Raw genomic sequence first — 23847 nt, 5'->3', positions numbered from 1 at the left:
CTAAAACAACAAAAGCGAGGGCATGCCCTCGCTTTTGTTGTTTTATAAGAAACCCGTCATTGCGAGCGACAGCGTGGCAATCCCTAACTATACAGAGCGGCTCTGCTAAGCGGGGATTGCCACGTCGTTCCTCCTCGCAATGACGCGTTTTTTCAGTATCAAGCTTTTCGCTTTAAGCCTTCAGCTCTTAGCTTAAGCTATAATTCAATTTTTTATGGCTGCCTTGTTCTACCACTACGCCTTTGTCCAGCACAATGATATTATCGGCATTATTTAAGGTGCTTGAACGGTGTGTGATTACAATTACCGTTTTTTGTTCTTCCTTTAACATTTCAATCATCTTTTGCACGTATTTTTCAGATACCGAATCAAGCGAAGAGGTCGCCTCATCCAGTATCAGGATCTCGGGGTTACGGTATAGTGCCCGTGCTATCGCGATGCGTTGCCTTTGACCACCAGACAGCGATGTACCGTTTTCGCCCAGGTAAGTTTGGAAGCCTTTTGGTAAAGATTCTATAAAGCCGGTTATGCCCAGCCTGGCCGATATGTCGATGATCCTTTTCATATCCGGCTCATTATCGCCAACCGCAATATTATCAATAACATTGCCCGCAAACAGGTCTATTTGCTGCGGTACCACTGATATCATTTGACGAAGAGACGAATTGCTGATATATTTAAGATCATACTCACCAATGCGCACATTACCACTTTGTATAGGATATATGTTTTGCAATATCGACATCAATGTCGATTTACCGGAACCGCTTTCGCCTACAATGGCAGTAAATTTACCTTTTGGTAAAATCAGGTTCAGGTTATCAAAAACAGCCACCCTGGTTCCGTAACGGAAGGACACGTTTTCAAAACGGATATCACCAATTTTATCCGGACTAAGCTCAATCTGATTCTCATCATTTTCGCGCTCCAGATCCATGATCTCAAACAACCTGTCGGCAGCAATCACAGCATCCTGTACGGTTCTGTTCATCCCTATCAATGATGATACCGGACCAGTAAAATAGCCTATCAGGGTATAAAACGATAAAAGCTCGCCCGGGGTTATATTATTATCCATTACATAACCGGCACCAACCCAAAGCAAGGCTATAGTGAGTAAACGGGATATCAGCTCGGAAGAAGTACCTGAAAAAACTGAGTTCAGGTTTGATTTCATACCAACTTTCAGCAGTTTAACAAAACGTACTTCAGTCTTTTCATTTGCATGGTCTTCTAACCCAAAGCGCTTAATAGTACCAACCGAGTTTAAGCTCTCTACCAGTTGCGATTCCAGCTCCGCGGCATCCTCCATCAATTTACGCTGCGCCTTTTTATTAAGTTTATCCGTGATGTAATAAATAGCCAGATATAAAGGAATAACGCTAAGCATGATGAGTGCCAGTTTCCAGTAATAGGTAAACATCATGATGAACGAAAACACCACAATAAATATGTTCACCAGGAAATTAATGCTCACATCATTTAAAAACGTACGGATTTTTACCGCGTCATTAATACGGGAAATAATCTCGCCCACGCGCATGGTATCGAAAAACTGCTGCGGCAATCTGAGCAAATGTTTATAATACCCTAAAATGAGCTTGGCATCAATCATTTGCCCCGTTTTTAAGGTAAATATGGTTTTGGCTGTACCTATAAAAAGCTGCAATGCCAAAATGATAACCATACCAATACCCATAATATTGAGCAAATTCCGGTTACCATCAACCAATACAAAGTCGACCAGTTTTTGTACGAAAACAGAGGTTGATAAACCCAAAATGGTATAAATAACCGCACCAAACAAAGCCTGTATCAGAATGCTCTTATGTGGTTTAATCAGGTTCCAGAAGCGGCCGTTTACGGATTTCTTTTCGTTACCTGTTTCAAACTCTTCTGATGGCAACAACAATACCAGTGCTCCAGACCATTCTTTTTTAAATTCATCATGACTTCTGCGGCTTAGCTGCCCGTCAATGGGGTCCATTACCTCAACGTACTTGTCGGTAACCTTATATATCACCACATAGTGATGCAAAATTTCTTTTACTACCAAATGGGCAATTGCAGGTTTGGGTATTTTAAATAAGCTTTCAAAAGGTCCTTTTACGCCTTTGGCCTCAAATCCCAACTTCTGGGCGGCCTCAACCATACCCAGTACATTGGTTCCTTTTTTATCGGTACCGGCAAGCTGCCTGATACGGGCAACCGCGAGGTCGAGTTTGTAATGTGAAGAGACAGAAGCTAAACAAGCTGCCCCGCAATCCGTTATATCCCGCTGTTTTATTTTAATGCTCATTACTCTCTGGTTTAGCTGCCAATATTAGGATTTACCCAATCATCAACCTTATCATATAATAATTGATACAGGCTCCGTTTGGTTACACTAAAACGGGCTGTAAAATTCATCCCCTTTTTCAGGTATCCTTTATAGCCGTTCTTTAGTGTGAGGTAATTTTTATCAAGGGTACACTTTACCTTAAATACGGGTTGATTTTGATTAATGATGATGATATCATCAGAAATATCTACTACTTTACCAGTTGCCAGGCCCCATTGATTATAATTAAAGGCATCTACCTGGAAACGTACCTGCTGCCCTTTTTTAATCAACCCAATATCTGAAGGTTTGATATAACAAAATGCAGTTAAATTGGCATCGGGTGATATTTCACCAATTTTTTGATTAGCAAATACATACGCGCCATTTTGCACACCCGATATATTTTGAACTGAGCCGCTTATTGGAGCCCTCAGCATATATTGTCTTTTTTGTTCGTTTATCTCAGCTTCCTGTCCGTTTAACTGACGAAGTTCATTCCTGAACCCATTGGCTTCCGTTTGCCATTGTGTTTTATATTTAGCCAGCACCATTAAATAGGCCGATTTGGCCTGTTCATACTCAAACTTATATTTTTCATACTCAGATTCGGTGAGTACCTTGTTTTTATATAGTTCGTTATAGCGGTTAAATGTACTTGCTGATTGTTGTTTGGCTATGGCCGAATTTTCCAGTTCCTGTGAAAACTGTTGCCATGAGGCATTATATTGCCCGGTTTGCAAATTAGGGGTACTTGTTCTCCCGCTGTTAACACCAGCCAATAGTTCATTAATATCTCCCAGAAACTGCCCTATTTGCCTTTTACGATTGTCGGCCAAGGCGCCTTGTTGTTTCTGAACCGAGGCGTCTATCACTAAAATGGTATCGCCGCGGGTAATTTTTTGATTGTCGGTAAGTTTAAGTTTTGTGAGCCGTCCGTTAACCGGAATAGTTAACTCGGCTTTTTCGATAGATGATTGTAAAAGCCCGTTACCCTTTATACTGATAGGGGTTTTAATAAATGGAAGCACTGCAAAAGTTACTATTATCGCTATTACCGTAACTAAGTAGATGAGCTGGGTTTTCCTGCTGATCTGTGAACGGTAAACGATAGAGGTTTCAGCAATTGTTTCTGTAGAATAGGTAGATAATGCCATGCTCTTGTTAACATATTAAAATAGTCATTATCCTGAAAAATTCACGACAATGACTACTCCATGTTTTTATAAACCTTGAACCAATTTAACAACAGCGTCTAAAATAGAGCCTAAAGCTGTAAAAACGGCGCCAAGCAGATCGCCTAAGCCGTATCCACCGTTAACATTGATCATTTCTTTAGCATCCATTTCCTGAACACCAAGTTCTTTTAATTCTAAATTTTTCATAATTGTGAGTGTTTATTTGTTTTTTGTTTACGAGAATTAGCTTAATTAAGTTGGCTTTGTTAAAACAAAATAGCCGCGCTCTTAAGTATTTAAGAGCAACGGCTATTCTGTATTTTTTACAATTGCCCCTGAAGTAATTGAAACAGCGAACCCAATGTTTTAGTAAGGAGTGAGCCAGTATCAGTTAATACACCTGCTAAAAATTTCAAAACAGGCTCAAGGTTAAGGCTAATTGAAATGTCGCCTAAGCCACCGCCATTAACTTTTGTCATTTCAGCAGTGTTCATTTCCTGAACACCCAACTCTTTTAATTCTAGATTTTTCATGATTGTATTTTTGTATATTAATCCCTTACTCTGTTAAGGCTTTTCAGGATACGCCTTAATCGGCAGAAGCCGGTATATCACGTCATAAAGCTATTTTGTAGCTTTTCTTTTATTAACTTTAAATTCCTGTAAGCTCTTAAACTTCGCTAAGGAGACCTGACACAGAATGTAAAAGCCCCACAAGTACAAGTGAAAGCCCCGGAAGTAGCGGACCAAGGGTACCACCTATAATAATAGCCAGGTTATCTACAAGGGTAGCAACACCACCCAGAATAGCGCCACCATTAACGATAGTCATTTCAGCAGTATTCATCTCCTGAACACCGAGTTCTTTTAATTCCATATTTTTCATAATTGTAGTCTTAAACATTCTCCTTACTCTATTATGGCTTTTCAGGATTCGCCGTTTATATAAAATTCAGGGATACTTTTAGCTTACGGGTGAAGCAACCCTTTAAGGGTAGTAAAAAAGGTTTTAAAGTCCTGAATGATTCCATCAAGATTTACATTTTTCTGAAGGCCGTCCACAAGTGCTTGAACAGCATCGATGATACCTCCAATTACACTGCCGCCATTTACATCAGCCATTTCGGCAACATTCATTTCCTGAACTCCAAGTTCTTTTAACTCTAAATTTTTCATAAGGGTAGTTTAAAAAATTTTCCCTACTCTGTTCATGGCTTTTCGGGATACGCCATTTATGTGAATTTGAGGAATAGGATTTGTAACGTGCGATAGGAATAAATAGCCGTTAACCCAACCTGGGCAACGGCTATTTAAAGGTTTTTATTATAATGCGCCAAGAATAGCACCTACGATCTTAACTTGAGTAGTAACAAATGAAACAACTTCAGTTACTGTTTTGTTAAGTTGAGCGAAAAGCGGGCCCAGGTCAATGCTGATACCTAATAAACCACCATTAACGTTAGTCATTTCAGCAGCATTCATTTCTTGAACGCCAAGTTCTTTTAATTCTAAATTTTTCATAATAGTATTTTTTGTTCAATAACCCCTTACTCTGTTAGGGCTTTTCAGGATTCGCCCGTCTGGCCGGCCAATAATGGCAATGCCATAAATTAATTAGAATCGCAATCAATAAAACAGGCCGTGTTAAACGCCCTATTTAAGTACGGATTGTGAAATTGTTTTTGGGAAATAGTTAAATAAACTAATTAACTTTTAACGAAGCTTAAAAGCGAGTTTACAGTGTAACCAACAAACTGAACTGTGTTGTTTACTAAAATGCTTACGCCACCCAAGGCCACAAATAAAGTGTTAACTAACAGATCGCTTAATGGACCGCCACCGTTTACTTTAGTCATTTCTGTAGTGTTCATTTCTTGAACACCAAGTTCTTTTAATTCTAAATTTTTCATAATAGTGTTACTTATTGTTTTGTCCCCCTACTCTATTTATAGGCTTTTCAGGATACGCCTCCGTTTGGCCAAACGCTTAAAACAAATATAATATATAACAATAAATACATGAATGTACCATCGGTTGCCGGTGCGGCTTCAGAAAGAAAAAAAGGCCTAAAAACCGGATAAAACACAATAAAAACCTTCTTTTTAGACCAAAAACACACTTTTACGAATTCATATTCAATTCATTCATTTTACTCTGCAAGAGTTCCAGTACCGATTTCGGGGGGCTATTTAATAAATAAAAGTCAAAATACAGGCTAAGTAATGAATTCTTAAGAAAAGTAATCTATAATTAACACAATTGTTACTAACTCAACTATTTAATTAAAAGATAAATAATTTGCCTATTATGATTTTAAATATTTAACCATTCAGCAACTAATATTTAACATATCAATATTAAATAAATTAATATTAGTATAACAATGTTTTAATAAACCAAATTATAAGCCCTGCATAATCAGCACTTTGACACCGCAGCTTCCGGGTAAATTAAACGATCCCCATTCGGTTGGAATCGAGCTTAACAAGGATGAAGAGCAGGATGGTAAAACTAAGTAAGGAAGAACCGCCATAACTGATAAATGGCAGGGGTATGCCAATTACCGGTACCACACCAATGGTCATGCCAATATTGATAACCACGTGAAAAAACAATACCGACGCCACCCCATATCCGTATATCCGGGAAAAAGGGGATCGTTGCCTTTCGGCCAGGTAAATTACCCGTAATATTAAAAACAGATACAGTCCAAGCACAACAACAGACCCTGCAAAACCCCATTCTTCGCCTATGGTGCAAAAAATAAAGTCGGTGCTTTGCTCTGGTACAAAGGAGTATTTGGTTTGCGTGCCGTGCAAATAACCTTTGCCCCATAGCTTGCCCGATCCGATGGCTATTTTTGACTGATTTACGTTATAGCCTTTACCCTTTAAATCGGTAGTAATGCCCAATAATATATTGATACGTTCGGTTTGGTGAGGCTTTAAAACGTGGGAGTAAATAAATTTAACACTAAAAATAAAAGCCACACATATAGCCAATCCTACCAGCATGGTAAAAATAAGCTTACGCTGCCGTTTGAATAAAAATATGATCAGCGCGGTTAATAACACCAATACCAGAATAACATACAGTGGATTATACAAAAGGGTAACCACAAAAAGCGTAATGAGTAAACCGCTAACCACTAAAAAATATGGGGATAAACCCTCGCGATAAAGCACAAATATCAACGAACAAAAAACCAGGGTTGATCCGGTATCTGGCTGCAGCATAATCAGCAACATCGGGAAACCAATAATAGCTGCTGCTATCAGGAATGATCTGAGTTCAGTAACTTTAATATTAACCGAGCTCAGATAACGGGCCAATAGCAAACATGTGGAAAATTTGGCAAACTCCGAGGGTTGCAGCCTAAACCCTCCTCCCATATTTATCCAGGCCTGGTTACCGCCAACGTTTCGCCCTATTACCAGTACGAGTATTAACAGCAGCACCGTTATGCCATAAAATGCGGGTGCCAGCGCGGTTAAAAACCTGCTCTCCAGCAATAATATAACAATAGCCACCACAATGGATACGTTGATATAAATGAACTGCTTACCATAATTGGTTGACGCATCAATAATACTCGGGTGCTTTTCATCAAATACAGCGGCATGAATATTAAACCAGCCAATGGTACACAGGGCCAGGTATAACAGTACGGTTAGCCAATCTACATTGAAAAAAAAGCTGCGCTGGTTATTCACACTCATATTATTTACCAGCCCTCCTAGCTGCTAAAAGGGCGCTTAAACCACTTTGTTTATTATTGTTAGCTGTTTTAAGCTGAGCCGCTTTTTTTATCGAATCTGCTTTAACCTTCCTGATCGAGTCGGCCCTTACACTCCGGATACTATCCCTTCTGCGTTCTTTTAATCTTTCGGGCAAATAGATATTCAGATCGGGCAACAAGTTGGCATTGATATAATAATCAGGCGTAATACCCGAAGGCCGTTGCGATATTGACTTTTTTAAATATTGTTCCACAATAAAACTGGCAATAGGTGCTGCCCATGTACCACCCTGCCCGGCATTTTCAACCACTACGGCTATAGCTATTTTAGGGTTATCCCGTGGAGCAAAAGCCACAAATACGGAATTATCCTTACCGGTTCTATTTTGAGCCGTACCGGTTTTTCCGCACATGATGATACCAGGTATTTTTGCCCCTTTGGCCGTTCCGTAATCAACCACACTTTCCATACCATCAATAACCGGTTTAAAATACTGTGAATCTACACCTACATAATTCTTCACATTGTATTCGTGTTTGATCACCTGCTTATCACCAATAGCTTTTATCAAATGTGGCTTATAATAAAAACCACGATTGGCTATAGTAGCTTCGATATTGGCTAACTGTAAGGGAGTGGCTAATAACTCGCCCTGCCCTATGCCTAATGAAATAACCGTACTTGAACGCCAGCCGCCTTTGTGATATACTTTATCATAATACGATGCTCTGGGCAGGTTTCCCCGGCCTTCGTTTGGCATATCGAGGCCTAATTTTGTACCTAAACCAAATTTGGCTACATTACCTCGCCAATAGTTAAATGATGTATCAGTCTTTTTGGCGCCATTACGGTTTATCAACTTCTCAAAAACCATATCAAAGTAGCCATTACATGACTCTGCTACGGCTTTACTTAAATTAACCGCCCCATGTACCTCGCCATGAAAACAAGGTATCCTTCTGTTACCCGCTATATAATACCCGGGGCAGTAATACATAGTTTCGGGGGTAATTACCCCCTCCTGTATGGCAATAAGCGCGCTCAAAGGCTTAAATGACGATCCAGGAGGATAATAAGCCTGTATAGGTCGGATAAAAAACGGATTGTAAGGATCATTGTATAACTTAGATGCATTATTACCACGCTCCCGGCCAACCATCAGGTTGGGATCATAGGTAGGACTACTTACATAACACAATATTTCGCCACTTGAGGGTTCAATTGCTACAATACTACCCAGTTTATTTTTCATCAGCTTTTCGCCCAGCTTTTGCAGGTTGATATCCAATGATGAAGTAAGCCGTTCGCCGGGACGGGCCAAAGTATCGAAGGCTCCATTAGCAAAAGAACCTTTGGGAATGCCCCGAGAATCAACCATTTGTATTTTTACGCCACGCTGTCCCCGCAAAATCTGCTCATAGGATTTTTCCACACCGGTAACACCAATGTAGTCGCCTGGACGATAATAACCATTGGAGCGCATAATATCACGATCCTGCACCTCGCCAATAAAACCTAAAAACTGAGCGGCGGTTGAGTCGGGATAGGTTCTTACCGTACGCGGCTGCACATAAAAGCCCGGAAATTCGGTTAACTTTTCCTGAAACGAAGCGTACAGTTCAAAAGGAAGCTGCTTTTCAAATATCGATTCTTTATTGGGGGAATATTTAATGGCTTTGAGTAAACGTTTATCGAAACCTTCTTTATCAATACCTATCAATTTACAAAACTCCAGGGTATCAAAAGGCTTTACTTCTTTAGGATTAACGGTAATATCATAAATTGGCACATTTTGGACCAGTATTTTACCATTACGATCAAGTATAGGACCGCGCGATGGATACTGGATCTGTATACGCCGTACGTTACTGTTGGCATATAAGGTATAACGGTCATCAACTATTTGGATATAGTAAAGCCTCCCCAAAAGAGTGATCATAATTACCAGAAAAATACCCGTTATAACGTATCGACGCTCAAAAAACTTATTCATTTACGTTCTTTCTTTCTGAAAAATAGCAGTCCTGAAATAAGCATTAAAAATACAGTAAATATTGAACTCAATACAACACGGCTTAGTGTATATTGGATTTCAGAAAAACTAAATACCTCTAAATTCAGCAGAAAAAAATGATGAAAAAGAGTGAGCACGAGGGCATAAGTAAAAAACCACCGAAACCCCATAATACTCAATGTGGGCTCGGGTTCATTATCAAATCCATCTTTTTGTACCGTGATACTGATAAACAGGATACGAACCAAAGCCAGCACCACACACGCGGCTGCATGCAGACCGGGGGTGTCGTAAAAAGCATCGATGGTTAATCCTAATAAAAACGAAAGTACGAACAGCAATATATTTGGTACCTCAAATGGAAGCAGCAAAATAAACAGAATGTACAGGTATGGGGTTGACAGGTTGTAAAAGGTAATATTCTTGAGCAGAAAAACCTGCATAAAAACCAGTATCAGAAACCGTATGACATTGACTAAAATAGCTCTACTCATTTTTCTTCTGTCCGGCCTCCAGTCCCGTTTGCTCCTGTGCAAATTTATTATTTACCACGTAAACATATTCCAGTTTACTAAAATCAACCGCAAGGGTTACATCCACATTAAGCAATAGTCCGCCACCCTTGGCGTGCAAGTTGCTTATTTTACCAAACGGAATACCGGTAGGAAAAAGTGAATAACCCGAGGTAACAACCTGTTCGCCTAATTTCGGTTGTGCATCGTTCTGGATATCTGTTAACAATCCCTTTTTAGGATCAAGATCAGCACCCCATATAAATGAACCGATCTCCTTGTTATTAGCCAGCATGGCGCTAAAGCGGGTATTTTTATTCAATACCGATTGTACTATAGCCAAATGCTCCGACACATCTACCACCATTCCCACTACGCCAGATCCGCAAATAACACCCATGTCTTTGGTTATCCCCTCTTTGCTCCCGCGGTTAATGGTAATATAGTTGCTGCGCTTGTTGGTGGAGTTATTAACCACCCTGGCTACAATATAAGTATATTGCTGTTTGTAGCTGGTATCAACCACTTTATGTTTTTCAACCGTATCAACATACAATGCCGATTTAAGCATCCCCCGCAACTGGGCGTTTTCGCGGGCAAGGCTGTCATTTACCTCTTTTAACGATAAATACCCATAAAACTGGCTAACCTGGGTGTATAATGTACCAGTAACTTTATTGGTTGAATTGATGAAGGTGGCTTTCTGAAAAGAGTTATATTTTACATAAATAAGCAACGAGCTTATCTCAAAAATCAGGAATAGAAAAAACGCGTTATACTTAGTGATAAAAATCAAGAGGTTACGCATCGTTTTATAATTATTGAATTAGTGAATTAGTGAATTACTGAGTATTTGTTTGAATGATGAGGCTTTATACTTTTCATTCACTAACTCACTAATTCACTAACCCACTAATTATAGACTATTGCATTAAAAATTTAAAGTTTCCTATGTTTTTAAGAGCGGTTCCGGTTCCGCGTACTACGGCACGCAGCGGATCTTCGGCAACGTGAACCGGTAGTTTTGTTTTGGCTGCCACACGCTTATCTAAACCACGCAATAAAGCACCACCACCTGTTAAATAAATACCGGTTTGATAAATATCGGCCGATAGTTCTGGCGGGGTAATTTCCAATGCCTTCAATATAGCTTCCTCTATTTTAGAGATAGATTTATCCAAACAGTGCGCAATCTCGGTATAGGATACCATGATCTGCTTTGGAACACCGGTCATCAGGTCGCGGCCCTGAACAGCAAAATCACTTGGCGGATCGGCCAGTTCCGGCAACGCGGCACCAACTTCTATTTTGATCTTCTCGGCGGTACGGTCACCTATCATGATATTATGCTGACGGCGGATGTATTGTACAATATCTGAGTCAAAGTTATCGCCTGCTACGCGGATAGACTGATCACAAACAATACCGGATAAAGCGATAACCGCGATCTCGGTAGTACCACCACCAATATCAATGATCATGTTGCCCATAGGCTCTTCCACGTCGATACCGATACCCACGGCGGCAGCCATAGGCTCATGTATCAGGTAAACCTCTTTGGCACCGGCAATCTCGGCCGAGTCGCGCACGGCACGTTTCTCTACCTCAGTAATACCCGATGGAATACAGATCACCATACGCAGTGAAGGAAAAAACCAGCCTTTGCCCTGGTTGATCATTTTGATCATACCCCGTATCATGTGTTCGGCTGCGTTAAAGTCGGCAATTACACCATCCTTCAGCGGGCGCACCGTGCGGATGTTATCATGTGTTTTACCTTCCATTTGCATGGCCTGCCTGCCAATGGCAATTACTTTATTGGTTGTTCTGTCGAACGCCACGATAGAAGGTTCGTCAACAACAACTTTGTCGTTATGTATAATGAGGGTATTCGCGGTACCCAAATCGATAGCTATTTCTTGTGTAAAAAAGTTAAATAAACCCATCTGTTGCTTCTTTCAAATAATCTGTAAAGTTTATAAAAATACGCTTAAAAAAATCACATAGTTGCAATTAAGAGCGTATAAATTTCATATTTATTGTTTGGACAGGTCGGTTATGTTAAATTATGTTAATCGGGCTTTCGGGATCTCAAAATCCTTTCCCATTTCCAATCTTCCACACTTCATCAAACCCAATAAGCCCGTTTAATTTAAAATTTTAGTGTTTAAAATGACGAACGCCGGTAGTCACCATCGAAATGTTTTTTTCATTACACATTTCAACAGAAAGCTTGTCATTTATTGATCCACCGGGTTGCAATATAGCAGTTATTCCGGCTTCTGCAGCCAGCTCGGCGCAATCCGGGAACGGGAAAAACGCATCAGATGCCATTACCGCGCCATGCAGATCGAACCCAAAACTTTCGGCTTTGATAACCGCCTGTTTCAAAGAATCAACCCTGGAGGTTTGACCAACACCGCTGGCCATCAGCTGACCGTTTTTGGCAAACACAATAGTATTTGATTTGGTATGTTTTACCACTTTATTGGCAAAGAACAGATCGTGCAATTCATGCTCGGTAGGTTTTCTGTTGGTAACCGGGGTCATTTGGGCCGGGCCTTCAATAACCGCGTCTTTATCCTGCTCAATAACACCGTTCAACAAAGTTTTGAACTGTTTGGTTGGCAGGGCCACCGGCTGACGAACCAGGATGATCCGGTTCTTTTTGCTTTGCAATATCCGTACAGCTTCATCGGTATAGGCCGGGGCTATCAGTACTTCGTAGAAAATGTTGCTAATCTCTGTAGCAGTATCCGCGTCGATCTCATCGTTAGCGATAATAACACCGCCGAAAGCCGAAACCGGATCACAGGCCAGCGCATCGATCCAGGCTTCTCTTATCGAAGAGCGGGAAGCGATACCACAAGCGTTGGTATGTTTTAATATAGCCACTGTTGGCTCGGTAAACTCATCAATAAGGGCTACAGCAGCATCCACATCAACCAGGTTGTTGTAGGATAGCTCCTTGCCATGCAATTTGGTGAACATGGCATCCAGGTCGCCATAAAATACACCACCCTGGTGCGGGTTTTCGCCGTAACGTAAAACCTGGCTGCTGTGTATGCTTTGTTTAAATACCGGCAGCGGCTCTTCCTGGTTAAAATACTGGAAGATAGCACTATCGTAATGTGATGATATATTGAATGCTTTTTGTGCAAATGACCGGCGCTGATCAAGCGTGGTTGCACCGTCTTGTGTTTTCAGAATTTCTTCAAGCGTGCCGTAATCATTTTTAGATGCTACGATCACTACATCTTTAAAATTTTTAGCAGCAGCACGGATCAGGGAAATACCACCGATATCAATCTTCTCGATCACATCTTCCTGGGCTGCGCCAGATTTTACGGTTTCTTCAAAAGGGTAAAGATCAACAATTACCAGGTCGATCTCCGGAATTTCATATTGGGCCAGTTGCTGTTCATCTCCGTCAAAACTTCTTCGGGCCAAGATGCCACCAAACACTTTGGGATGCAGTGTTTTAACACGTCCGCCTAAGATAGATGGGTACGATGTAAGGTCCTCCACAGGCACTACATTAACACCCAGGTTACGGATAAAAGTTTCGGTTCCGCCGGTTGAATATATCTCGACACCAAGGCGGTTTAACTCCAGGATAATGGGCTCTAAATTATCTTTGTAGTAAACAGAAATTAAAGCGTTTTTTATTTGAACAGACTGGCTCATGCACACGTAATTTTTTGAGCCGCAAAGGTAGTGATATTTAGTTAATTGATTAAGTTTTTCTGTAGGAAAAACAGTTTATAGTTAATGGTTCATAGATCATAGCCAAAGATGTTATTATTCAACTGGTTTAAATTACCTCTATGAACTATGGTCTACAAAACAAAAAATATTGACCATGAACCATGATCTATGAACCATCAACTACTAACTATGAACCAAAATAAAAAACCACTAACTTCACCGCCCGAAATCATATAGTCAGTTTATGAAATTATTAGAAGGAAAAATAGCGCTTATTACCGGCGCGTCAAAAGGTATAGGGCGTAAAATAGCCGAGAAGTTTGCCGAGCAAGGCGCCAATGTGGCATTCACCTATTTATCGTCGGTTGAAAAAGGGCAGGCCCTTGAGCAGGAACTGCAAAGCTTTGGCACCAAGGTAAAAGGCTACCGCTCTGACGCTTCCAAATTTGACGAAGCCGAAAAACTCATCAATGATATTGTTGCCGATTTTGGCACCCTGCATATAGTGGTTAACAACGCCGGCATCACCAAAGACGGCCTGCTGATGCGCATGACTGAAGAGAACTGGGACGAAGTGCTTGACGTGAACCTGAAATCAATATTCAACGTAACCAAAGCAGCCTCCAAAATCATGATGAAAAACCGTAATGGTGTATTCATCAACATGAGCTCGGTAGTAGGTGTACAAGGCAATGCTGGGCAGGCTAATTATGCTGCTTCAAAAGCGGGCATCATCGGTTTCTCAAAATCGGTAGCTAAAGAGCTGGGTTCACGTAACATCCGTACCAACGTGGTTGCGCCTGGCTTTATCAAAACCGAAATGACCGACGTGCTCGACCCTAAGGTGGTTGAAGGCTGGGAAGCTGATATCCCATTGAAACGTGCCGGCCAGCCCGAAGATGTGGCCAACGCCTGCGTTTTCCTGGCATCAGACATGGCCACCTACATTACTGGCCAGGTGATCCCGGTTGATGGCGGAATGCTTTAGTAGAAAGTCAAAATTCAAAAGTAAAAAATCAAAAATACTCAGCGATAAGTCATCCTGAGCGGCAGCGAAGGATCTGTTAGCAAACTATGCAAACCGGCTATTAGATACTTCACTCCGTTCAGTATGACAAACATATTTTTAAAGAAGGCCGGCTAAAGCTGGCCTTCTTTGATTTTGGTCTTTTCTGCCTATTTATAAAAAGCATATCTTTAGTCTCAACCTTAAACTTTAGCTTTTGAAAAGTATCATTATCTTTTATTTGTTATGTTTTGCTTTTGTTGATGCTTTCGCCCAAAACAGCGAAAATACCTGCGAAGGCAAACAAGATTCTATTCTGCATAAATTTGTTTACACAAAGGTTGATGAAGCACCCGAACCGGTAGATGGATTTCTTAAAATAAATAAATGAGGTGATCACCAAGAATTTAAAGCTACCACCTAGCACTAATTATTACGGCTTGACGATAATCGTATTTGTGGTGGAGGCTGATGGCCAAATAGATGGACAGCGGGTAAAAAGAGATTCTTCCGGCGATGAGCACCTCCTTGGAAATCAAATACTAAGAAATATCGCAACCCTAAAGTGGAAGCCAGGTAAATGTAATGGCAAACCTGTACCCTGTATGTACTCTATACCTATTAACCTAGACCCCTCTCTAAGCGAATAAAAACTTATTCACCCGCATTTCACAATAATTTCGCATTTTGCAGCTGTACGTAGCGCATTAATACAACCTATAAAAAATGTTTTCAATAACCTGGGGGTCTGTTTCCGGATGGTGGGTGCCTGTTTGTTTAATACTGGGCGTGCTTTATGCCTGGTTATTATACCGGCAACCCGTTAACCTGGGCAAAAATTTCAGGTTGTGGTTAGCTGTGCTGCGTGTGCTGGTGGTGTTTGTTATTGCCATGCTGCTGGTTTCGCCGCTGGTAAAAACCATCAAATATGATCCGCAGAAACCATTGGTGCTCATCGCACAGGATAATTCATCCTCCATCAATACTTTTAAACCCGCCGGTTTTAGTTCCGCTCAATTTATCAATGATCTGGCTAAACTCAAACAGCAATTGGGCGATCAGTATGATGTACAGGAGTTCAATTTCAGTAAAGCCCTGTCTAACGGCCTGTCAGATAAATTCAGCGGTAAGCAAACCGATATGGCGGGGGCATTACGACAGCTCAACAATCGCTTTGTAAACCAAAACATCGGCGCGCTGGTTTTAGCTACCGACGGCCTCTACAACCAGGGTAACGACCCGCAGTACGAAGCCAAAAACATCAAGACCAGCATATACACCATTGCCCTGGGCGATACCGTTGCCAAACGCGATCTCCTCATCGGCAATGTAAACTACAACAAAACAGCCTTCCTGGATAACGATTTTGAAATAGAAGTTTTGGCCGCGGCTTACCAAAGCAAAGGCGAAAACATGCACATCACTGTTACCGAAGACGGCAAACAGGTATTCACCCAAACCATCCCCGTTACTTCGGCTGATTTTAAAAAGATCATCCCTATCAAGCTTACCGCTGATAAAAAAGGTCTGCGGAAATACAACATCAGCATTACCCCGGTAAAAAACGAGCTATCCACCCAAAACAATACCGAAACCATTTATGTAGATGTGCTGGATGCCCGCCAAAAAGTACTGGTGGTATACCGCAGTCCGCATCCCGATATTACGGTTATCAAACAGGCTATCGAAACCAATAAAAACTACGAGGTAAAAACCGTATTGCTCGCCGATATAGCCGCCATTAAACTGGTTGATTACAGTCTCGTGATCCTATACCAAACCCCTGCGGAAGAATACCCGCTGCTAAAAAACTTTATAGCCAAAAGCAATATCCCGGTTTGGTATATGCTGGGTTCGCAAACAGATCTGCAGGCCTTTAATGCTGCGCAAAACAGTATCAAGATCAGCGCGGGTCGTTCCGAATCGCAGGAAGTACTGGCCCTGCCCGAGACCGGCTTTTCGGCTTTTACCCTGTCCGATTCTTCCCGCAAAAAAATAGCGGTTATGCCGCCCTTGCTGGCTCCCTTTGGCAGTTATGGCTCGGCTGCCAATACGGCTGTGCTCCTGAAACAAAAAATTGGCGCGGTAGCTACCACCTATCCCCTGCTGGCTTTTGCCGACGATGCCGGTCGCCGTACCGCTATACTTACCGGCGAGGGCCTGTGGCGCTGGCAACTGGCCGAGTACCAGAACTACGGCAACCGCAACGCTACCGACGAACTCCTGAGTCAGAGTGTACAATATTTAACCGCCAATTCCAATCGCCAGCGTTTCAGGGTATACCCTGCCCGCAATGTTTTTGACGAAGGTGAAAATGTGATCCTGAATGCCGAATTGTATAACGACGCCCTGGAACTGATCAATACGCCTGATGTCAGGATCGAACTGAAGAACCAGGCCGGTAAAAACTATAGCTTCCTGTTCAGCCGCAGCGGACAAAGCTACCAGTTGGATGCCGGTACGCTGCCTATTGGCGAATACAGCTATACCGCGGCTACCCAAAACGGAGCCCAACGCTTTAATGCAAGCGGACAATTAACCATAAAACCGCTCAACCTGGAAACCCGGCAAAGCGCAGCCAATCATCAATTGTTAAATACGATAGCCAAACAAAGCGGCGGCCAAATGCTATATCCTGCTCAAATCGACCGACTGGCCAGTCTCATCCGCAAAAACGACAATATCAAAACCGTTGTTTATGAAGACAAACACTACAGCGACATCATTGATGTAAAATGGATATTTATACTGATACTCCTGTTACTATCCGGCGAGTGGTTTTTACGTAAACGCGAAGGCGAGGTTTAGAGGGCGAGAAGCTGGAAATTAGGATTAAGAGATAAGACAAAAGTGGAGACACGGCTCGTGCGATTCCCTCCCTCGGGAGGGTAGGGAGGGGTTCTCTGCAAGCGGCAAAACAACAGCAATGGTTAAAATCATCCCATACAATCCAAAACTGAAGAAACTGGCTCGCAAACTCAGAAAGGATATGACTTTTGGGGAGGTTTTGCTATGGGATGAATTAAAAAACAATAAACTATTCGGTTTTGACTTTGACCGTCAGTGTTGTATAGATAATTATATAGTCGACTTCTATTCTAAAAATTTAATGCTGGCTATTGAGATTGACGGAATGTCGCACAATCATGAAGAGGCTTTTTATAAAGATGAACAGAGACAACAAAAATTAGAGGGTTTCGGGATTTACTTTTTAAGATTTACTGAGACAGAGGTAAAACAGGATATGTTTAATGTAATACGCACTATTGAAAGTACTGTAATTATATTGGTGAAAAATGATCCGTCTATTAAACTACCGGTAGGATTTGATCTAAGCTTGCTGAAATAGTTTGAGAAGCCCCTCAGTTTATCCGATATACCGCACGAACAAACCCCTCCCTGCCCCTCCCGAGGGAGGGAATCGCACGAGGCCATTGCTTCAGCAAAACATATGATTTCCATCGTAATCGGTATTGCCAAACACTAAAATTTAGATCAAGAAATAAAACAACCTCCCCTCCTATTTATCCTCTTTATTCAATAAATTACAGCCTAAATTCCCCGCACATATTTCATGTCAGATACCATCACAGCCAGCATATCCGATAAGCATAAATTATTGGGTTTAGATCATTTACGGACATTGGCCATTACCTATGTTTTGCTGTTTCATTACCAACTTTTCGGGCACCCGGAATGGGTAAATAAAATAGGCGGCTTTGGCTGGACGGGCGTCGACCTGTTTTTTGTTCTTAGCGGATTTTTGATCGCGGGGCAACTTTTTAATACCATCAAAAAAGGCAAGACCATCAATATGCGCGAATTTTTCGCCAAGCGTTTCTTCCGCATCATTCCACCTTACCTGGTTGTATTGCTTTTATATACTGCTATCCCATATCTGCGCGAGCGGGAACACATGGCCCCGCTCTGGAAATACATCACCTTTACCCTCAATTTTGGCCTGGATCTGAAAACCACCGGGACTTTTACCCATGCCTGGTCGTTATGTGTGGAGGAGCAGTTTTATTTAATATTGCCATTAACCTTTTGGCTGCTCAACCATTTTAAAGCAGGTAAAACGGCTGTTTACATTCTCGTAGGATTGTTTGTCGCCGGGTTCATCATCAGATATGCAGGCTGGCATTATTTTGCAGCTCCTCATCTCGCCGAAGATGATTTTGGGGCGATATGGCACCGGGTGATCTACTACCCCACTTATAATCGTTTAGACGGATTACTTATCGGCGTGAGCATTGCCGGTGCTTACACTTTTTATCCGCACATTAAAGAAATAGCAAACAGGTACAATTACCTGCTGATGCTGCTGGGACCGGTCATTTTAATAGCCGCTTATTTTGTTTGTTCACCCGGCGATAGCCTAATCAGTACTGTTTGGGGCTTTCCGTTGGTTTCACTGGGATACGGACTCATTTTGGCGGCTATCGTTTGTCCATCCAATTTTCTGTACCACCGCCAATCTACTATTACCACCCATCTGGCTACCTTATCTTACAGCATCTATCTATCGCATAAGCTGGTGATCCATCTTACCCAAAACCTGCTCCAAAAAAACGGCATCGACAAAAACAGTAACCTGATGATGCTTTGCTGCCTGCTCAGCACCATCACATTCGCGCTGATACTAAGATATACTATCGAGAAACCATCTTTAAAAATAAGGGATAAGTTATTGCAGCGTTGGAAGCATAGTAAAAACCATGTGGAGGTGGTATAACAATGATGGTAGAAAATAAGGTGAAGTATAAATAAAAACAGATAAGAAGCCCAAGCCGGGTGCGATTCCCTCCCTCGGGAGGATTGTCGTGGGCATTAAATGAAGAGAAAAACAACATAAAAGATAAAAAGCGTTGGCCAGTGCGATTCCCTCCCCACGGGAGGGTGTAGGGAGGGGTTCCACAAAGCGAATATTAAAAATGGCAAAGAAGATTATTCCATACAATCCTGCACTTAAAGTCCTCGCACGCAAACTGCGAAAAGATATGACCGACGGAGAGCTATTGTTATGGAGCGAATTAAAAAACGATAAGCTCCTTGACTTCGATTTTGATCGTCAGCGATTTGTAGATAATTATATAGTAGATTTTTATTGCAAGGACTTAATGCTGGCTATTGAGATTGATGGGATGTCGCACAATCATGAAGAGGCTTTTAATAAAGATGAAGTGAGGCAACAGAAATTAGAAAGCTTTGGGATACACTTTTTAAGATTTTCGGAATCTGAATTGAAAAGCGATATGCAGAATGTATTGAGAACGATAGATACTACAATAATAGCGTTGATTAAAAATGATTCGGACATTAAACTTCCGAAAGGATTTGATCGAGGATTACTTGAATAGTATGCTAAACCCCTCCCTACACCCTCCCGTTGGGAGGGAATCACACGAGGCCTCTGCTTTTTATTTATCCCTCATAGTTCCAATATCCCGTTTTCGAATTTCAATTTCACAAAAAAAAGCGATGGATAATCCACCGCTTTCTATATCTTATTTCCTGACTCTTATCTCTTGATTGTAAAATCCCTTACTTTTCCTTTTTCTCGTGAACGATCACAAAAACATCCTCGTTATCTTTTTTCATGAGGTATTTTTCGCGGGCAAACTTTTCGAGTTTCTGGGGGTTCGAGGTTAGCTCGTCCAGTTCTTTAGTTACCTGGTCGGTCTCTTTTTTATAAAAATCACGCTCCTCCTTTAGTTTACCTACCTGTTTGCGGTACTCATACTGCGAGAACAGATCGTTCCGGTCAAAAAATATCATCCAAACTAAAAAGGCCAGCGTAACCAAAAAGAATTTGTTCTTCAAAAGGTTAATGAGGCGTTTCATGGATATGGGCTCTATAAATTTCATTTAAAGCTATTTATTTTTTTTGACCGCTACAAATATGCTTATTAACTTATTAACAATGAATTTTATTGCACGCGTTGTTGCTAAATAAAAAAGTCCCGGCAGCCATAATACATATGGCTACCAGGGACATAGGGGTACGAAAACACGTTCTTAATTTATTTCAATATCTATTTGTTCCTGCTTAGACACTGGTAAACCCGATAATAACTCCGCTATATACTGTGTACACAACTCTCTGGCGTTATAGCTATTCATTTCATGATATAATCTGATCATGTTATGCTTATATTTCTCGTTGGCCATCACCTCTTCTGCTGCTGCCTTAATTGCTGCGGGGGTTGGTATTTCTGTATTCAGGTTGATACCGTATTCGAGGTAACCTATACGGGCGCATATTTCGCTTTTGCCTTCATGTAAACCGGCTGCTACCATCGGCAATTGATGATTGACGCTAAGTAAACTACCGCCGTAACCACCATTGGTGATATACACACTGGCATAAGGCATTACATCACTAAATGGTATATAATCTTCAATAATAATGTTATTGAAATTATACTTTTCGCGCAGGGCCTCGGTATTACTGCCCACGGTAGTGGCTATCACCAGTACATCGGTATCCTTAAAGGCCTCCAGGGTAGGCTCGGTTAATTTGCTGGTATCTTTTTCAACCGTGCCCTGTGTTACCAGGATGATCTTTTCATATTGGTTAAGGCGCTCATCAAACCAGCAGTTATGCTCGCTGTTATCTGGCTGATATGGTAATAGCGCACCTACATAGCGTACATTGCTACCCGTTTGGCTGCGCTCATAATCAAACCCAGGCGAGCCTATCTGCAAATACAGGTCGGCTTGTTTAACCAGCAGGTTAGGGAACATTGAGCGCTCATACTTCACCCCAAATTCATTCAAAATTCCCTCGTGCAGATCGATCGTTTTTTTGAATAATATATTAACAGCCTGTTCATGCAGCATAGCATATTCGGCTTGTGTTACTTCATCGGTAGCTGGTGGCAGGGCCATCCCAAAAGGAGCCAGTTCGGGCGTATCCTCTACCAGCGGCACAATGCCAATGCTCAGCACCGGTTTATTTAAACCCGCCCTCACCAAAGGAATAGCGGTAAATGTGCTATCGGCTATCAACAGATCAAATGGAAAGCTTTCATGTATTTCCGCGATATCTGCATATGATTCGGGAGAACGGGCGATAAAAATGTGTTCAAAATCAAAATTCAACTTTTCGATCGGGTCGGTGATCGACCGGCGGTTCAAATAGTCATCTACATTATCACCGGTTAGGTTTAGTGTTTTTTTATAACCATAGTGCGGGATGCCCAGTTTTTCCAGTTTCCCGGCAAAGTAATCTGATGTAAACCAGCGCACATCGCACCCCAGGCTTTGCAGGTGCTTGGCCAAACCGGTGAGCGGATTAAAGTGACCATCGGCCGGAATGGTAGCAAATAATATTTTTTTTCCTTTTAATTGTTCCTGAGCTTGCATTTCCATAATAAAAGATGTTTTAGTGGATTTTACTTGTTTAGCAATTTTGCTTTACAAAGATGCCATGAGCGGCTATGCCATACTATACCCTAAAGTGGGGATACACTCCCCATATGCGGGGGCAAGCGTTTTTTATCCACTCCGGTCTCATCCCCGTTGTCCTCTCAGGGTCCCTTTCAGGAGCCCCTGAGAGGACGAAAGATTTTGAATTAAGAAATTCATTTTTAATTCCCTCCCCAGGGGAGGGGTGCGTTGGGCAGGTGTAATGGCAGGGAGGGGTTTCTACGCGCAATGATTATCCTATTCGATAAACCCCTTCCTCCCCTTCCCGAGGGAAGGAATCGCACCAAGCCCCGGGCTCTTTTGATGGACATCATGGTGGCCGGGCCTCTGCGCTCAACCCTTCGACGAAGCTCAGGGTGACAGCCCCCCTTTTTGTGATTATCGATCTGCTATCCGGCAGCGTAAACCGCGCCTGCATAATGCAAGAAACCCCATTAAACAATGTTTAATGGGGTTTTAACCAGGTTGAAAAACCTGTTATAAGTTAATATTAGCTACGACCGCCGCCTGATGACCTGCTGGCTCCGCTCATGCCGCTGCTGCCGCCTGGTTTGCCGCCGCCGTTGCGGCTATTACCCCCGCCTGAGCGTTTACCACCGCCACCTGAGCGATGGCCGCCTCCGTTACCTCCGCGACGTTTATTACCGCCACCGCTACGGCCCGATGAGCCGTTACGCAAATTGGCATTAGCCGTTCCTTTTTTGGCGCCCATGCCAGCGGCAATAGCTACCGGACTAAGCGGGTAAGGATGTGCTTCTTCAACAGGAATTTCTTTAGCTATAAGCTTGTGGATATCCTTTAAAAACTCTATTTCATCCTCATCACAAAAAGAAAGCGCTATACCGCTTGCCCCTGCACGGCCGGTACGGCCAATACGGTGTACATAGGTTTCGGGGATGTTTGGGATTTCGTAGTTGATCACGTGGGTCAACTCGTCGATATCAATACCCCGGGCAGCAATATCGGTAGCTATCAGTACGCGTGTAGTGCGATTTTTGAAATTGGTAAGCGCACGCTGACGCGCGTTTTGCGATTTATTACCATGGATAGCCTCGGCAGTAATACCGGCACGTATTAAATCCTTCACCACCTTATCGGCACCGTGTTTGGTACGGGTAAATACCAGGGCGGTTTTAATATTCTTATCTTTTAATATGTGGATCAGCAATGATTTTTTATCGCCCTTATCAACATAAAAAAGCGACTGCTGTATAGTATCGGCTGTGGAAGAAACCGGAGTAACTTCAATTTTTTCAGGGTCAGACAGGATGCTGTCGGCCAGTTGCTGTATCTCTTTGGGCATAGTAGCCGAAAAGAACAGGGTTTGCCTTTTGGCAGGTACTTTAGTGATGATTTTTTTAACATCGTGCACAAAGCCCATATCCAGCATACGGTCGGCCTCATCCAGGATTAGCATTTTTACGTGTTCCAGGTGAACGTAACGCTGGTTCACCAGGTCGAGCAAACGACCTGGGGTAGCTATCAGGATATCTACACCGCGCCTTAAAGCGTCAACCTGCGGGTTTTGTGATACACCGCCAAAAATAACCAGGTTTTTTAAACCGGTATGTTTACCATAAGCGGTAAAGCTTTCGGCAATTTGTATAGCGAGTTCGCGGGTTGGTGTAAGGATAAGGGCCTTGATGGTCTTTTGTTCCTTATGTTGTTGCCTGTCCTGATGCAACAATTGCAAAATAGGCAGCGCGAAGGCAGCGGTTTTACCGGTACCGGTTTGGGCGCAGCCTAAAAGGTCGCGTCGTTGCAATACAATAGGTATAGCTTGCGCTTGTATAGGGGTTGGTGAGGTATATCCCTCGGTTTTTAAAGCCTTTAATAAGGGCTCAATTAAATTTAAATTTTCGAATGACATGTAATGATTGTAATGTGTATGTGCTATCGCCAAAGCATAAGCGGGTCTGAAGAGTTTCGGTGATCAAAA

At 42.1% G+C, this 23847-nt stretch carries 24 protein-coding genes; 7 read left to right on the top strand and 17 right to left on the bottom strand.

The window, feature by feature from the left end:
- Positions 1-187 precede the first annotated feature (187 nt).
- The 14 genes from FHW89_RS20690 to purH form a co-directional block, all read right to left on the bottom strand.
- Entirely contained in the window at positions 188-2299 is a 2112-nt protein-coding gene (locus FHW89_RS20690) for a peptidase domain-containing ABC transporter (protein ID WP_172336960.1), read from the bottom strand.
- A gap of 11 nt (positions 2300-2310) precedes the next feature.
- On the bottom strand, positions 2311-3477 hold the full coding sequence (locus tag FHW89_RS20685; RefSeq protein WP_172336959.1) for an HlyD family secretion protein: 1167 nt from the start codon (positions 3475-3477) through the stop codon (positions 2311-2313).
- Between the two features lie 66 nt (positions 3478-3543).
- Complete coding sequence (locus FHW89_RS20680) at positions 3544-3705, bottom strand: hypothetical protein (protein WP_172336958.1); 162 nt, start codon at positions 3703-3705, stop codon at positions 3544-3546.
- 116 nt (positions 3706-3821) lie between these two features.
- A complete protein-coding gene (locus FHW89_RS20675) occupies positions 3822-4031 on the bottom strand; it encodes a hypothetical protein (RefSeq protein WP_172336957.1) in 210 nt (69 codons plus the stop codon).
- Positions 4032-4167: 136 nt separating this feature from the next.
- On the bottom strand, positions 4168-4383 hold the full coding sequence (locus FHW89_RS20670; RefSeq protein WP_172336956.1) for a hypothetical protein: 216 nt from the start codon (positions 4381-4383) through the stop codon (positions 4168-4170).
- A gap of 83 nt (positions 4384-4466) precedes the next feature.
- Positions 4467-4673: a hypothetical protein gene (locus tag FHW89_RS20665; RefSeq protein ID WP_172336928.1), complete on the bottom strand. Its 207-nt coding sequence runs from the start codon at positions 4671-4673 to the stop codon at positions 4467-4469.
- 147 nt (positions 4674-4820) lie between these two features.
- Positions 4821-5018: a hypothetical protein gene (locus FHW89_RS20660; protein ID WP_172336955.1), complete on the bottom strand. Its 198-nt coding sequence runs from the start codon at positions 5016-5018 to the stop codon at positions 4821-4823.
- A 185-nt stretch (positions 5019-5203) separates the two neighbouring features.
- Positions 5204-5407 (bottom strand): hypothetical protein, encoded by a 204-nt coding sequence (locus FHW89_RS20655; RefSeq protein WP_172336954.1) that lies wholly within the window; start codon positions 5405-5407, stop codon positions 5204-5206.
- 540 nt (positions 5408-5947) lie between these two features.
- Positions 5948-7210, bottom strand: a complete 1263-nt coding sequence (gene rodA / locus FHW89_RS20650) for a rod shape-determining protein RodA (RefSeq protein WP_371742471.1) — start codon at positions 7208-7210, stop codon at positions 5948-5950.
- Between the two features lie 7 nt (positions 7211-7217).
- Positions 7218-9230: a penicillin-binding protein 2 gene (mrdA, locus tag FHW89_RS20645; RefSeq protein ID WP_172336952.1), complete on the bottom strand. Its 2013-nt coding sequence runs from the start codon at positions 9228-9230 to the stop codon at positions 7218-7220.
- Complete coding sequence (locus FHW89_RS20640; protein WP_172336951.1) at positions 9227-9745, bottom strand: rod shape-determining protein MreD; 519 nt, start codon at positions 9743-9745, stop codon at positions 9227-9229. Before FHW89_RS20640 ends, mrdA begins: the two co-directional genes overlap by 4 nt.
- Positions 9738-10571 carry a rod shape-determining protein MreC gene (gene mreC / locus FHW89_RS20635; protein WP_172336950.1) on the bottom strand — a complete coding sequence of 278 codons (834 nt, stop codon included), beginning with the start codon at positions 10569-10571 and terminating at the stop codon, positions 9738-9740. Before mreC ends, FHW89_RS20640 begins: the two co-directional genes overlap by 8 nt.
- A 115-nt stretch (positions 10572-10686) precedes the next feature.
- Positions 10687-11709 (bottom strand): rod shape-determining protein, encoded by a 1023-nt coding sequence (locus FHW89_RS20630; protein WP_076378059.1) that lies wholly within the window; start codon positions 11707-11709, stop codon positions 10687-10689.
- A 214-nt stretch (positions 11710-11923) separates the two neighbouring features.
- The gene (purH, locus tag FHW89_RS20625) at positions 11924-13450 is read right to left on the bottom strand and encodes a bifunctional phosphoribosylaminoimidazolecarboxamide formyltransferase/IMP cyclohydrolase (RefSeq protein ID WP_172336949.1); all 1527 of its coding nucleotides are present in this window, start codon (positions 13448-13450) and stop codon (positions 11924-11926) included.
- Between the two features lie 265 nt (positions 13451-13715).
- On the opposite strand from purH, the gene fabG reads away from it, so the two are divergent.
- The 7 genes from fabG (at position 13716) to FHW89_RS20590 (ending at position 19837) form a co-directional block, all read left to right on the top strand.
- Positions 13716-14459 (top strand): 3-oxoacyl-[acyl-carrier-protein] reductase, encoded by a 744-nt coding sequence (fabG, locus tag FHW89_RS20620; protein ID WP_172336948.1) that lies wholly within the window; start codon positions 13716-13718, stop codon positions 14457-14459.
- A gap of 235 nt (positions 14460-14694) precedes the next feature.
- On the top strand, positions 14695-14868 hold the full coding sequence (locus FHW89_RS20615) for a hypothetical protein (protein WP_172336947.1): 174 nt from the start codon (positions 14695-14697) through the stop codon (positions 14866-14868).
- 1 nt (position 14869) lies between these two features.
- Entirely contained in the window at positions 14870-15127 is a 258-nt protein-coding gene (locus FHW89_RS29185) for an energy transducer TonB (RefSeq protein WP_371742470.1), read from the top strand.
- A 76-nt stretch (positions 15128-15203) separates the two neighbouring features.
- A complete protein-coding gene (locus FHW89_RS20605) occupies positions 15204-17285 on the top strand; it encodes a hypothetical protein (RefSeq protein ID WP_172336945.1) in 2082 nt (693 codons plus the stop codon).
- A 118-nt stretch (positions 17286-17403) separates the two neighbouring features.
- A complete protein-coding gene (locus tag FHW89_RS20600; protein ID WP_172336944.1) occupies positions 17404-17826 on the top strand; it encodes an endonuclease domain-containing protein in 423 nt (140 codons plus the stop codon).
- Between the two features lie 225 nt (positions 17827-18051).
- Positions 18052-19212: an acyltransferase gene (locus FHW89_RS20595; RefSeq protein WP_172336943.1), complete on the top strand. Its 1161-nt coding sequence runs from the start codon at positions 18052-18054 to the stop codon at positions 19210-19212.
- Between the two features lie 199 nt (positions 19213-19411).
- The gene (locus tag FHW89_RS20590; protein WP_172336942.1) at positions 19412-19837 is read left to right on the top strand and encodes an endonuclease domain-containing protein; all 426 of its coding nucleotides are present in this window, start codon (positions 19412-19414) and stop codon (positions 19835-19837) included.
- 184 nt (positions 19838-20021) lie between these two features.
- On the opposite strand, the gene FHW89_RS20585 is transcribed toward FHW89_RS20590, so the two are convergent.
- The 3 genes from FHW89_RS20585 to FHW89_RS20575 all read right to left on the bottom strand — a co-directional run bounded on the left by FHW89_RS20585 (position 20022) and on the right by FHW89_RS20575 (position 23778).
- Complete coding sequence (locus FHW89_RS20585) at positions 20022-20321, bottom strand: septum formation initiator family protein (RefSeq protein ID WP_172337130.1); 300 nt, start codon at positions 20319-20321, stop codon at positions 20022-20024.
- Positions 20322-20495: 174 nt separating this feature from the next.
- Positions 20496-21851: a glycosyltransferase gene (locus FHW89_RS20580; RefSeq protein WP_172336941.1), complete on the bottom strand. Its 1356-nt coding sequence runs from the start codon at positions 21849-21851 to the stop codon at positions 20496-20498.
- Between the two features lie 547 nt (positions 21852-22398).
- A complete protein-coding gene (locus tag FHW89_RS20575) occupies positions 22399-23778 on the bottom strand; it encodes a DEAD/DEAH box helicase (protein WP_172336940.1) in 1380 nt (459 codons plus the stop codon).
- Between the last annotated feature and the right edge of the window lie 69 nt (positions 23779-23847).

The sequence above is a fragment of the Mucilaginibacter sp. SG564 genome, assembly GCF_013149275.1.
GTDB lineage: Bacteria > Bacteroidota > Bacteroidia > Sphingobacteriales > Sphingobacteriaceae > Mucilaginibacter.
Note: the sequence above shows the minus strand (reverse complement) of the source record. Positions and strands in the feature narration are given on the sequence as shown.